Origin of the sequence: Mitsuaria sp. RG, assembly GCF_028369275.1 — a bacterium.
In the GTDB taxonomy this organism is placed as follows: Bacteria; Pseudomonadota; Gammaproteobacteria; order Pseudomonadales; family Pseudomonadaceae; genus Aquipseudomonas; species Aquipseudomonas peradeniyensis.
In genome coordinates this window covers 173,328-185,918 of record NZ_JAQMYQ010000001.1, presented here as the reverse complement: position 1 = coordinate 185,918, position 12,591 = coordinate 173,328, and the positions used below count along the sequence as shown (strand labels likewise).

Sequence of the window (12,591 nt, the reverse complement as noted above, 5' to 3'; positions counted from 1 at the left end):
CCGATAAATAGGGATAACCGCCGGGGGCGCTGCGCACCCCGTTCGCGGCACAAGGCCGCTCCTACAAGGGCATGCAGTCCTCTGTAGGAGCGGCCTTGTGCCGCGAAAAGGGCTGCAAAGCAGCCCCGACGATCTCGAATCAATCTTCCGGCCGCAGCCACAACTCCACCATCAGATCATCCGCCAGGCTCTCCAGCCGCGCCTGCAGATCGTCCAGCGACAAGGTCAACGGCAACGCCAGCAACGCATCGGCATGGAACAACGGCTCACTGCTCATCGGCGCCGGCCGCACCTCGGTACTCAAGCGCTCCACGTTCACCCCTTGCTCGGCCAGCAAGCGGGTGATATCACGGACGATGCCCGGCCGGTCGTTACCCACCAGTTCCATGGCGATCGGTTTCCAGGTGCAGGAGGGCTCGATACCGCTTTCGGCGATGAGTACGCGAATGCCGTGATCTCCCAGTTTCTGCAGCGACTCGACCAGTTCGGCGTAGGTCTCCGCCGGCACCGCCACCCGCAGGATCCCGGCGAACTGCCCGGCCATGCGCGACATGCGGCTTTCCAGCCAGTTGCCATTGTGATCGGCGATGCACTGGGCGATACGCTCGACCTGCCCGGCCTTGTCCGGGGCGATCACGGTGAGTACGAGATGGTCCACGGGCCACTCCTTCATTCGTCTGCGAAGGCCGCCCCAGGCGACCGGAATACGGGGATCGAATCAGTATAGGCAAGGCGCGGCAACCTGCCGCAGGACAGTCACGGCAAGTAATCGTGTACTGTTTCAAGATTTATCTGGAACAATCCACCTGTTTTTTGCGAACATGGCGTCTCCCAGCGTGACCCCATGCGACCAACCGGTCGCAGAGCGACGCTTTTAGTCTGATGTTCACCTGCCTGCTGCTTCATGTAGTATGCGCCGACGCGGACTACAAAACGTCGTTTCGATGTCTGCCAAGGCGCCTGTGAAAATACGCCAACCGCCCGCCGGCCCGTCTGGCGAGCCGCACCCAGCCGCCCCGGAGCACGCGGGCACGCACTGGTGCCGTGTTTAGAGAAGCGCTACAGGCTTAATACAGAAGAGCGAAAGCGAAATAGCTGAGCAGAGGTGAGGCAAGCAATGACTGGATACGTTCAAGTCGGTGGCCTTCAGGTCGCCAAGGCCCTGTACGACTTCGTCAACGACGAAGCGATCCCTGGAACCGGCATCGGAGCCGACAAGTTCTGGGCCGGGGCGGCAGAGATCATTAAAGACCTCGCTCCAAAGAACAAAGCCCTGCTCGCCAAGCGCGACGAGCTGCAAGCCAAGATCGACGCCTGGCACCAGGCACGCCAGGGCCAGGCCCATGACGCGGTGACCTACAAGGCATTCCTCGAGGAAATCGGCTACCTGCTGCCACAAGTCGACGACTTCCAGGCCACCACGCAGAACGTCGACGAAGAAATCGCCCACATGGCCGGCCCGCAGCTGGTGGTGCCGGTGATGAACGCCCGCTTCGCCCTGAACGCCGCCAACGCCCGCTGGGGTTCGCTGTACGACGCCCTCTACGGCACCGATGTCATCAGCGATGAGGGCGGCGCCGAGAAAGGCCAGGGTTACAACAAGCTGCGCGGCGACAAGGTCATCGCCTTCGGCCGCGCCTTCCTCGACGAAGCCGCGCCACTGGCCGCCGGCTCCCACGTCGACTCCACCGGCTACCGCATCGAAGACGGCAAGCTGGTAGTCGCCCTCAAGGGCGGCAGCAACAGCGGCCTGCGCGACGACGCCCAGCTGATCGGTTTCCATGGCGACGCGAAGGCGCCGACCGCCGTGCTGCTCAAGCACAACGGCCTGCACTTCGAGATCCAGGTCGATGCCAGCACCCCGGTCGGCAGCACCGACGCCGCCGGCGTGAAGGACATCCTGATGGAGTCGGCACTGACCACCATCATGGACTGCGAAGACTCGGTCGCCGCCGTCGACGCCGACGACAAGGTGATCGTCTACCGCAACTGGCTGGGCCTGATGAAAGGCGACCTGGCCGAGAGCGTCAGCAAGGGCGGCAAGACCTTCACCCGCACCATGAACCCGGACCGCGAGTACGCCGCACCGAACGGTGGCAGCGTCACCCTGCACGGTCGCTCGCTGCTGTTCGTGCGCAACGTCGGTCACCTGATGACCAACCCGGCAATTCTCGACGCCCAGGGCAACGAGATCCCCGAGGGTATCCAGGACGGCCTGTTCACCAACCTGATCGCCCTGCACAACCTCAACGGCAACACCAGCCGCAAGAACACCCGCAGCGGCAGCGTGTACATCGTCAAGCCGAAGATGCACGGCCCGGAGGAAGTGGCCTTCGCCGCCGAGATCTTCAGCCGCGTCGAAGACCTGCTGGGCATGAAGCGCAACACCGTCAAGGTCGGCATCATGGACGAGGAGCGCCGCACCACGGTCAACCTCAAGTCCTGCATCAAGGCCGCCGCCGAGCGCGTGGTGTTCATCAACACCGGCTTCCTCGACCGCACCGGTGACGAGATCCACACCTCCATGGAAGCCGGCGCCGTGGTGCGCAAGGGCGCCATGAAGAACGAGAAGTGGATCGGCGCCTACGAGAACAACAACGTCGATGTCGGCCTGGCCACCGGCCTGCAAGGCCGTGCGCAGATCGGCAAGGGCATGTGGGCCATGCCCGACCTGATGGCCGCCATGCTCGAGCAGAAGATCGCTCACCCGCTGGCCGGCGCCAACACCGCCTGGGTACCTTCGCCGACCGCCGCCACCCTGCACGCCCTGCACTACCACAAGGTTGACGTGCAGGCCCGTCAGCGCGAGCTGGCTTCGCGTACCCCGGCCTCGGTCGATGATATCCTGACCATCCCGCTGGCCGCCGACACCAACTGGTCGGCCGACGAGATCCGCAACGAGCTGGACAACAATGCCCAGGGCATTCTCGGCTACGTGGTGCGCTGGATCGACCAGGGCGTGGGTTGCTCGAAGGTGCCGGACATCAACGATGTCGGCCTGATGGAAGACCGCGCCACCCTGCGCATCTCGGCCCAGTTGCTGGCCAACTGGCTGCGCCACGGCGTGGTCACCCAGGAGCAGGTGCTGGAAAGCCTCAAGCGCATGGCCGCGGTGGTCGACAAGCAGAACGCCGGTGACGCCCTGTACCGCCCGATGGCGCCGAACTTCGATGACAACATCGCGTTCCAGGCGGCAATCGAGTTGGTTGTAGAGGGTGCCAAGCAGCCGAACGGCTACACCGAGCCGGTGCTGCATCGTCGTCGTCGCGAGTTCAAGGCGCGCAACGGGCTGTAATCAGCCAGCAACGCATCGCGGGGCCAGCCCGCTCCCACGCCACATGCACATTGGCGTGGGAGCGGGCTGGCCCCGCGATCGTTTTCAGCCCTGCCCTATTCGCAACTCCTTCCTCACCAACTCCAGCAACCTGTCCAGGTCCACCGGCTTGAGCAGGAAATCCACCACCCCCAGATGCATCACGTCCACCGCTTCCTTCACATCGGTGTCACCAGAGACGACGATGATCGGAAGAGCAGCCCGTTCCGTCTTGTGCACTTCCTCGATAAGTTTCTGGCCATCCAGAGGTTTCATGCGCAAGTCGGTAATCATCAGTGCGATACGTGACTGATAATGCAGTTTGAACAGCGCCTCCTCAGTTCCGTCTGCCTCCATGCAGTCAATCTGATGACTCTGCAGATACAGGCACAATGCTTGTCTGCTCACCGGGTTGTCGTCCACCACCAGTACCACGGGCCTGGGCGCGACGGGTGCGCTCACCACGGCCAACGCCTCACGTTCGGCGTCGCTCAGGATGTCGTCATGCTCTGCCATGGTCGTCTCGTCAAAAAAACCCCGTTATTCAAGTTCAGACCGCAAAGCCCCTGCATGCAAACTGCCTTTCGTCGGCTATTTGACACCGGACACAAGCAGCGAAACACCCATCGCGCCTTATAGACTTACGTCCAATGGGCACCGTAGAGCCGTCGTCCGACCATGGAGCCTTAGAACAACAAGGTCTGCGCTACATTTGCAGACATACTTATCGCGGTCGGTTCCATGAGCAAAAAGGACGCCTACAGCCAGGCGGGCAGAACAGCAGTGCTGCAAAACATCCAGGGTACCCTGCAGTTCCTGCAGCGTTTCCCGCCGTTCAACCAGATGGAACACAACCACCTGGCCTACCTGGTGGAGCAGTGCCAGCTGCGTTTCCACGCGGCCGGCGAAAGCATCATCAAGCCTGCCGACGGTCCGGTCGAGCACTTCTATATCGTCAAGCAGGGCCGCGTGGTCGGCGAGCGCCACCATGTCACCAAGCCGGGCACCGAGACCACCTTCGAGATCGCCAGCGGCGAATGCTTCCCGCTGGCCGCGTTGCTCGGCGAGCGGGCCACCCGCACCGAGCACCTGGCCGGCGAGGACACCTTCTGCCTGCAACTGGACAAGGCCGCGTTCATCCGTGTGTTCTCCATGTCCGAGGTGTTCCGCGACTTCGCCCTGCGTGGCGTCAGCAGCCTGCTCGACCAGGTCAACCAGCAGGTGCGCCGACGCGCCGTGGAGACCCTGGGTACCCAGTACTCGCTGAACACCCCGCTGGGCGAACTGGCGCTGCGCCATCCGGTGGTGTGCGCGCCGGACACGCCGCTGCGCGAGGCGGTGGGGTTGATGCACGAGCAGCAGGTCGGCAGCATCGTCATCGTCGACGACCAGCGCCATCCCCTCGGCATCTTCACCCTGCGCGACCTGCGCCAGGTGGTGGCCGACGCCAGTGCCGAGCTGACCGCGCCGATCGAGCGCTACATGACCGCCCGGCCGTTCCACCTGAGTCCCCAGGCCAGCGCTTTCGATGCCGCCATGGCGATGACCGAGCGGCACATCGCCCACGTCTGCCTGGTGGACAACCAGCGCCTGTGCGGGGTGATCTCCGAACGCGACCTGTTCTCCCTGCAGCGTGTCGACCTGGTGCACCTGGCCCGCACCATCCGCCATGCGCCACGCCTGGACAGCCTGGTGTCGTTGCGCGGCGAGATCGGCCAGCTGGTCGAGCGCATGCTCGCCCACGGCGCGTCCTCGACCCAGATCACCCAGATCATCACCTTGCTCAACGACCATACCGTGTGCCGGGTGATCGAGCTGGCCATCGCCGAACGCGGCGACCCGGGCGTGCCGTTCAGCTGGCTGTGCTTCGGCAGTGAAGGCCGCCGCGAGCAGACGCTGCACACCGACCAGGACAACGGCATCCTCTTCGAGGCCCGCGACGCCGTCGAGGCCGAGGCCATACGCGCCCGGCTGCTGCCGCTGGCCCAGCAGGTCAATCACAACCTGGCCCAGTGCGGCTTCACCCTGTGCAAGGGCAATGTGATGGCCGGCAACCCCGAGCTGTGCCTGTCACGCAGCGAATGGGCGCGACGCTTTGCCGGCTTCGTGCGCGAGGCGAGCCCCGAGAACCTGCTGGGCTCGAGCATCTACTTCGACCTGCGCGTGGTCTGGGGCGACGAGCAAGGCTGCGAACAACTGCGCCAGGGCCTGCTGGAGCAGGTCGCCGACAACCGCCTCTTCCAGCGCATGATGGCCGACAATGCCCTGCGCCAACGACCACCGGTCGGGCGCCTGCGCGAGTTCGTGCTGACCCGCCAGGGGGACGACAAGGCCGCCACCCTCGACCTCAAGGTGCAGGGCCTGACCCCGTTCGTCGATGGCGCCAGGCTGCTGGCCCTGGCCCATGGCGTCAGCGCCTGCAACACCCTGGAACGCCTGCGCCAGCTGATCGCCAAGGGCATCATCGACCCGCTCGACGGCGCCGCCTATGAAGAGGCCTACCACTTCATCCAGCAGACCCGCATGCAGCAGCACCAGCGCCAGACCCGCGAGAACCAGCCCTACTCCAACCGGCTCGACCCGGACAGCCTCAACCACCTGGACCGGCGCATCCTGCGCGAGTCCCTGCGCCAGGCCCAACGCCTGCAAAGCAGCCTGGCCCTGCGGTACCAGCTGTGAACCTGTTCGCCTGGTGGCGCCCCGCCGCCCCCGAACTCGCCGCCCCGCTGCGTCGGCGCCTGGCCATGCTGCCAGGGCCGGCGCCACTGGGCGTGCGCTCGTTGCGTGAACAGCGCTGGGTGGTGCTGGACCTGGAGACCAGCGGCCTGAACCTCAACCGCGACCAGGTGCTGTCGATCGGCGCGGTGGCCATCGAGGATGGCGCCATCGCCCTGGGTCGTCCGTTCGAGCGCACCCTGCACCGGCCCGCGCAGAAGACCAACGCCAGTGTGCTGATCCATGGCCTGGGCCCCAGCGCCCTGGCTGCCGGCTGCGACCCGGCCGAGGCGCTGCTCGATCTGATGGACTTCATCGGCGACAGCCCGGTGCTGGCGTTCCACGCCCCGTTCGACCAGCGCATGCTGGCCCGGGCGCTGAAGGACAGCCTGGGCCTGCGCCTGCAGCATCCGTTCCTCGACGTGGCGGAGCTGGCGCCGATGCTCAACCCCGACACCGTGCTGCGTGAAGCCGGTCTGGACGACTGGATCGCCCGCTTCGGCCTCGAAGTCCAGGCCCGCCACCATGCCAGCGCCGATGCCCAGGTGACCGCGGAGCTGGCGTTGATCCTGTTCAGCCAGGCCCGGCGCCAGCAACTGGACAGCCCGTTGCAGCTGGAGCAGCGGGTGCGTCAGTGGCGACGGCGTAAAGTCCAGAGTCATGGCCTCTGACCCATACATCGCCCCCTGTAGGAGCGGCCTCGTGCCGCGAATGGGCTGCACAGCAGCCCCTCTCCCGGTGAGCGCTAGAACCGCCGGGGCCGCTTTGCGGCCCTTTCGCGGCACAAGGCCGCTCCTACAGTGAGAGGTGTGAACCGGATCATCATGCTGGCAATCCGATAAGCGTCAATTGCGCCACCACCCCCGCCTCTGCCACAATCGCGAATAATTATCGTTAGTTAACGCATTCTTTCCCGGGGATCGCTTCTTGACGCCTGCGCACAGTCCACATGCCGAGCTGGTCGGAGCGCTGTATCGCGACCATCGCACCTGGCTGCTGGCCTGGTTGCAGCGCAGCACCGCCTGCCGTCAGCGCGCCGAAGACCTGAGCCAGGACACCTTCGTGCGCCTGCTCGGTCGCGAGCGCCTGGACGCCCCCCGCGAACCCCGCGCCTTCCTGGTCGCCGTGGCCAAGGGCCTGCTGTTCGACCACTTCCGCCGCGCCGCCCTCGAGCAGGCCTACCTCGCCGAGCTGGCCCTGCTGCCCGAGGCCGAACACCCGTCGCCCGAGCAGCAGCTCCTGATCCTCGAGGACCTCAAGGCCATCGACCGCCTGCTGGGCAAGCTGTCGAGCAAGGCCCGCGCGGCCTTCCTGTACAACCGCCTGGACGGTCTGGGCCACGCCGAGATCGCCGAACGCCTCGGGGTGTCGGTGTCCCGCGTGCGCCAGTACCTCGCCCAGGGCCTGCGCCAGTGCTATGTCGCCCTCTATGGAGAGCCGACATGAACCAGGCCCCGGTTTCCAGCCAGGTGCTGGAAGCGGCCATCGCCTGGAAGCTGTGCCTGGACGAAGGTAGCGGTACCCCGGACGAACGCAACGAATTCATGCGTTGGCACGCCGCCCACGAGGAGCACGCCCGCGCCTGGTTGCAACTGGGCATGCTCGACCGGCGCGTCAACGCCGCCGCCGGCCCGGTGCGCCACACCCTGCTGCAATCACGGGCCGGGCTGCGCCAGCGCCTTGGTGGCCTGGCCAGCATGCTGCTGCTCGGCGGGCTGCTCACCTGGGCCGCAGCGCCGACCCTGTCGCCGACCTACTGGCTGGCCGATCAGCGCACCGGCACCGGCGAGCTGCGCACCCTGCGCCTGGAGGACGGCACCTTGCTGAGCCTGAACAGCCAGAGCGCGGTGGACATCGATTTCCGCGGCGAGCAGCGGCTGATCGTGCTGCATCGTGGCGAAATCTCGGTGGAAACCGGCCACAAGGACAGCCGTCCGCTGCTGGTGCGCACCGAGGATGGCCGCCTGCGCCCGCTGGGCACGCGCTTCCTGGTCAAGCGCGAGGAGTCCGGCACGCGCCTGGAGGTGCTGCAGGCCTCGGTGGCCGCCAAGCCGCAGAACAGTGGCGACGAACAGGTGCTGCGCGAAGGCCAGCAGGTGCTGATGAGCGCCGACGGCCTGGGCCGGGTCGGCTCCGTGGCGGTCGGCAGCGATGCCTGGACCCGCGGCATGCTGGTGGTGGACAACGTGCGCCTGGCCGACCTGGTGGCCGCGCTCGGCCAGTACCGCAGCGGCCACCTGGGGGTCAGCGACGAGGTCGCCGACCTGCGCGTGAGCGGCAGCTTCCCGCTGACCGACACCGACCTGGCCCTGGCCTCGCTGCAGCCGGCGCTGCCGGTGAAGATCGAGCGGCATACGCCGTGGTGGGTGACCGTCTCCGCCAGATAAGCGCTGCTTGCCGCCCTTCGCGGGTAAACCCGCTCCCACAGGGATCGCGCCAGATTCTAAAAATTGAGCAAGACAGTTGCTCCCACAGGGAATGCATCAAACCTGTGGGAGCGGATTTACCCGCGAAGAAGCCAAGGCGATATAGCGCTGAGCGCCGCTCGTGCCAACCCTGTCAGATATTTTTTCAAAAGACCCTGTCACTTTCCCAATCTCGCTCGGCAAGGAAGCAGTCAGCACTATTTCGTCGAGGAGCCGCTGCATGTCCCGTGCCGTTGATGCTTTGCTTCGCCCCAGCCTGATGGCCCTGGCCATCGGCCTGGCCGCACCGTTGGCCAGCACCACCCTGTTCGCCGCCGAACAGGCCGCCCTGCGTGCCTACGACCTGCCCAGCGCACCGCTGGCCAGCACCCTGAACCAGATCGCCAGCCAGGCCGGGATCGCCCTGGCGCTGGATCCGGCACTGGTCAGCGGGCGCAAATCGGCGCCGGTCAGTGGCCAGTACGACGCGGTCGGCGCCCTGCAGGCCGCCCTGCGCGATACCGGTCTGCAACTGCAGCAGAGCAGCGCCGGCAGCTACAGTCTGGTGGCGGTGAGCGAAGGCACCCTGGCGCTGCCGGAAACCAACATCAACGCCAACAGCAGCTTTGAGAGCGCCTGGGGCCCGGTGGAAGGCTACACCGCCAAGCGCACCGCCGCCGGCACCAAGACCGACACCGCGCTGGTCGAGGTCCCACGCTCCATTTCCGTCGCCACCCGCCAGCAGATGAGCGACCGCGGCGTGCAAAGCCTGGATGACGCGGTGAAGTACATGCCGGGTATCGTCTCGGCCAGTTTCGGCAGCGACACCCGCTATGACTGGATGCGCGTGCGCGGCTTCGAGCCGACCCAGTTCCTCGACGGCCTGCCCCTGCCCCGCGGCGTGTATGCCAACCCGAAAGCCGAAACCTGGAACCTCGACCGCCTTGCGCTGCTGCGTGGCCCGGCCTCGTCGGTGTATGGCCAGACCCCGCCCGGCGGTCTGCTGGACATGGTCAGCCGCCGCCCCCAGGCCGAGAGCAGCCACGAGATCCAACTGCAGTACGGCAGCGACAACCACCGCCAGATCAACTTCGCCAGCACCGGCAAGCTCGATGAGCAGGGCCAGTTCCTCTATGGCGTCAGCGGCGTGGTACGCGACAGCGGCACGCAGATCGACCATATCGATAACAAGCGCTACAACATCGCCCCGAGCCTGACCTGGAACATCGACGAAGACACCTCGCTGACCTTCCTCAGCCAGTTCACCCGCGACGACACCGGCGCCACCAGCCAGTTCTACCCGATCCAAGGCACCAAGATCGACATGCCATTCGGCAAGGTCTCCCGCCACAAGAACCTGGGTGACCCGGATTACGACTACTACGACCGCACCTATTACGCGCTGGGTTATGCCTTCGAACATCGTTTCAACGATGTCTGGCAGTTCCGCCAGAACCTGCGTTACACCAAGTCGGAGCTTTCGTTCCAGACCATTACGGTCAGCAGCTACAACAAAGACTACCTCCCGGTCACCGATGACGGCATTGCCAACCGCATGTCCACCAACACCGAGGAGAATATCGGCCAGTTCGCGGTCGACAACAACTTCCAGGCCGACTTCGCCACCGGTGCCGTCAGCCATACCGTGTTGATTGGCCTGGACCACCAGCGCACCAATCACGACTACCTGGCGATCTATGGCTTCGATGTGCCGCCGATCGACGTCAACAACCCGGCTTATGGCCTGCCGATCACCCGCCCCGCGCGCTCCTCGGCCTATTACGATTACAACCAGAAGACGGTGCAGACCGGCCTCTATATCCAGGACCAGATGGCACTCGACAACTGGCGCCTGACCCTGGGCGGGCGACAGGACTGGGTCCACACCGGCACCAAGTTCTTCAACAAGGGTGATGCCACCAACACCCAGCGCGACAGCAAGTTCAGTGGCAACGCGGCGATCAGCTACGTCTTCGACTCCGGCCTGGTGCCCTACCTGTCCTATGCCGAATCCTTCCAGCCGGCCAGCAGCGCAGACGCGGACCCGGAAAAGACGTTCAAGCCGACCGAAGGCGAGCAATGGGAGCTGGGCATCAAGTACCAGCCACCAGGCTCCAACACCCTGCTCTCTGCCGCGGTGTACGACCTGACCCAGAAGAACGTCCAGGTCACCAACAACATCGGTGGCACGCCGGTCACCAGCCAGACCGGTGAAGTGAAAGTCCATGGCCTGGAGCTTGAGGCTGTCTCCGACGTCACCGACAACCTGAAAGTGATCGCCGCCTACACCCTGGCCAAGTCCGAAGTCCAGAAAGGGCCGTACAAAGGCAACCGCCTGCAACAGATGCCCAACCAGCAGGCCTCCCTGTGGACCGACTACACCTGGCATACCGGTGTGCTTGACGGCTTCGGCATTGGCCTGGGCGCACGCTACACCGGCAACCGCTACGGTGACGAAGCCAACACCTGGCTCGGCAAGAGCAAGGCCTACACGGTGTTCGACGCCGCCGTGCACTACGACCTGGGCCGCCTGGACAACAGCCTCAAGGGCGCCTCGGTGGCGATCAACGCCAGCAACCTGCTGAACAAGGACTACCTCTCGACCTGCGACGGCTACTACTGCTACTACGGCGACCAGCGCAGTGTCGTCGCCAGCGCCACCTACAAGTTCTGAGTGGCCATCGCGGGTCAGGTCCGCTCCTGCAGATCGTGGGAGCGGGCTTGACCCGCGATTGCGTAAGGAGCCGTGATGAAAAGCCAAACCATCCGCCGCTGGTCAGCGATCCACACCTGGAGCAGCCTGGTCTGCACGCTGTTCCTGTTGCTGCTCGCCCTCACCGGCCTGCCGCTGATCTTCCACCACGAGCTGGAGCACTTGCTCGGCGACGCGCCGCAACTGCGCGAGATGCCCGCCGACACCCCGCACCTGGACCTGCAGCAGCTGGTGCTCAAGGCCGAACAGCACCGCCCCGGCGAGGTGATGCAGTACTTCGGATACGAAGAGGACGAGCCCAACGGCGTGGTCACGATCATGGCCGCCACCGCCGGCACCCATCCCGACGACTCGCACACCTTCATGCTCGACGCGCGCACCGGCGAGGCCGTGGCCATGCCGGCAGCCAACGGCGGCTTCATGATGCTGATGCTGCGCCTGCACGTGGACATGTTCGCCGGGTTGCCCGGCAAGCTGCTGCTGGCGTTCATGGGGGTGCTGTTCATTGTCGCCATCGTCTCCGGCACCGTGCTCTACGCGCCGTTCATGCGCCGTCTGCGCTTCGCCACGGTCCGCCACGACAAGTCGCGGCGCCTGCGCTGGCTGGACCTGCACAACCTGATCGGCGTGGTCACCCTGACCTGGGCCCTGGTGGTCGGCGTCACCGGGGTGATCAGCGCCCTGTCCGACCTGGTGATCGCCGCCTGGCGCAACGACAGCCTGGCGGCCATGGTCGCGCCCTACCGCGACGCACCGCCGCTCACCGAACGCGCCTCGGCCACGCAGCTGCTGAAGATCGCCGAACAGGCCGCGCCTGGCATGCGCCCGGACTTCATCGCCTTCCCCGGCACACGCTTCTCCAGCGAGCACCACTACGCGGTGTTCATGAATGGCGCCACGAACCTGACCTCGCACCTGTTCACGCCGATCCTGATCGATGCGCGCACCCTGGAGGTGACCGCCGTGGGCGAACGCCCGTGGTACATGGACGCCATGGGCCTGTCGCAGCCCCTGCACTTCGGCGACTACGGCGGCCGGCCGATGCAGATCCTCTGGGCCGTGCTCGATGTGCTGACCATCATCGTGCTGGGCAGCGGCCTGTACCTGTGGTGGGGTAAGCAACGCAAGGCACGGGAGGTGCGGGCATGAGCCACAAGTCGCAAAGCACCCGCAGGATCTTCGCCTGGCCGGCGCTGATCGCCGTGCTCAGTGCGGCCGGGCTGTTTGCCGCACTGCTCGGGGATGGGATGTGGGATATGCTGGCCTGGGTGGGGCTGGGCGTTTCGGCCGGCCTGGGCCTGAGTGGGTTCTGGCGGCGGTAGGCAGCTCACATGGAACTGCACATGACTCATTGATTCAGCAGGGACCTGTAGGAGCGGCCTTGTGCCGCGAAAGGGCTGCGAAGCAGCCCCGGGATTTCAGCGTTGTGGCAAAGATCGCCGGGG

At 65.5% G+C, this 12,591-nt stretch carries 10 protein-coding genes; 8 read left to right on the top strand and 2 right to left on the bottom strand.

What is annotated here, in order from left to right; translation table 11 throughout:
- Window positions 1-139: 139 nt before the first annotated feature.
- Window positions 140-658, bottom strand: a complete 519-nt coding sequence (locus POF53_RS00815) for a glycine cleavage system transcriptional repressor (RefSeq protein ID WP_254464615.1) — start codon at window positions 656-658, stop codon at window positions 140-142.
- A 459-nt stretch (window positions 659-1,117) separates the two neighbouring features.
- Between POF53_RS00815 and POF53_RS00810 the strand changes: the two genes are divergently transcribed.
- On the top strand, window positions 1,118-3,295 hold the full coding sequence (locus POF53_RS00810) for a malate synthase G (RefSeq protein ID WP_498965887.1): 2,178 nt from the start codon (window positions 1,118-1,120) through the stop codon (window positions 3,293-3,295).
- 84 nt (window positions 3,296-3,379) lie between these two features.
- On the opposite strand, the gene POF53_RS00805 is transcribed toward POF53_RS00810, so the two are convergent.
- Window positions 3,380-3,829 carry a response regulator gene (locus tag POF53_RS00805; RefSeq protein WP_062575435.1) on the bottom strand — a complete coding sequence of 150 codons (450 nt, stop codon included), beginning with the start codon at window positions 3,827-3,829 and terminating at the stop codon, window positions 3,380-3,382.
- A 225-nt stretch (window positions 3,830-4,054) separates the two neighbouring features.
- Between POF53_RS00805 and POF53_RS00800 the strand changes: the two genes are divergently transcribed.
- The 7 genes from POF53_RS00800 (at window position 4,055) to POF53_RS00770 (ending at window position 12,468) form a co-directional block, all read left to right on the top strand.
- On the top strand, window positions 4,055-5,992 hold the full coding sequence (locus POF53_RS00800) for a putative nucleotidyltransferase substrate binding domain-containing protein (protein ID WP_232855049.1): 1,938 nt from the start codon (window positions 4,055-4,057) through the stop codon (window positions 5,990-5,992).
- Window positions 5,989-6,699 (top strand): 3'-5' exonuclease, encoded by a 711-nt coding sequence (locus POF53_RS00795; RefSeq protein ID WP_203649818.1) that lies wholly within the window; start codon window positions 5,989-5,991, stop codon window positions 6,697-6,699. The genes POF53_RS00800 and POF53_RS00795 overlap by 4 nt, the downstream gene beginning before the upstream one ends.
- Before the next feature lie 256 nt (window positions 6,700-6,955).
- Entirely contained in the window at window positions 6,956-7,474 is a 519-nt protein-coding gene (locus POF53_RS00790) for an RNA polymerase sigma factor (RefSeq protein ID WP_498965884.1), read from the top strand.
- The gene (locus POF53_RS00785; protein ID WP_498965882.1) at window positions 7,471-8,415 is read left to right on the top strand and encodes a FecR domain-containing protein; all 945 of its coding nucleotides are present in this window, start codon (window positions 7,471-7,473) and stop codon (window positions 8,413-8,415) included. The genes POF53_RS00790 and POF53_RS00785 overlap by 4 nt, the downstream gene beginning before the upstream one ends.
- A 259-nt stretch (window positions 8,416-8,674) precedes the next feature.
- Window positions 8,675-11,107, top strand: a complete 2,433-nt coding sequence (locus tag POF53_RS00780) for a TonB-dependent siderophore receptor (protein WP_254465284.1) — start codon at window positions 8,675-8,677, stop codon at window positions 11,105-11,107.
- A gap of 75 nt (window positions 11,108-11,182) precedes the next feature.
- A complete protein-coding gene (locus POF53_RS00775) occupies window positions 11,183-12,295 on the top strand; it encodes a PepSY-associated TM helix domain-containing protein (RefSeq protein ID WP_232855046.1) in 1,113 nt (370 codons plus the stop codon).
- Window positions 12,292-12,468 carry a DUF4175 domain-containing protein gene (locus POF53_RS00770; protein WP_232855045.1) on the top strand — a complete coding sequence of 59 codons (177 nt, stop codon included), beginning with the start codon at window positions 12,292-12,294 and terminating at the stop codon, window positions 12,466-12,468. The genes POF53_RS00775 and POF53_RS00770 overlap by 4 nt, the downstream gene beginning before the upstream one ends.
- Window positions 12,469-12,591 lie beyond the last annotated feature (123 nt).

Bases quoted from the DNA above. Each gene is read 5' to 3' on its own strand.
- POF53_RS00810 (WP_498965887.1), top strand. From the start codon at position 1,118: ATGACTGGATACGTTCAAGTCGGTGGCCTTCAGGTCGCCAAGGCCCTG.
- POF53_RS00805 (WP_062575435.1), bottom strand. From the start codon at position 3,829: ATGGCAGAGCATGACGACATCCTGAGCGACGCCGAACGTGAGGCGTTG.
- POF53_RS00800 (WP_232855049.1), top strand. From the start codon at position 4,055: ATGAGCAAAAAGGACGCCTACAGCCAGGCGGGCAGAACAGCAGTGCTG.
- POF53_RS00785 (WP_498965882.1), top strand. From the start codon at position 7,471: ATGAACCAGGCCCCGGTTTCCAGCCAGGTGCTGGAAGCGGCCATCGCC.
- POF53_RS00780 (WP_254465284.1), top strand. From the start codon at position 8,675: ATGTCCCGTGCCGTTGATGCTTTGCTTCGCCCCAGCCTGATGGCCCTG.
- POF53_RS00775 (WP_232855046.1), top strand. From the start codon at position 11,183: ATGAAAAGCCAAACCATCCGCCGCTGGTCAGCGATCCACACCTGGAGC.
- POF53_RS00770 (WP_232855045.1), top strand. From the start codon at position 12,292: ATGAGCCACAAGTCGCAAAGCACCCGCAGGATCTTCGCCTGGCCGGCG.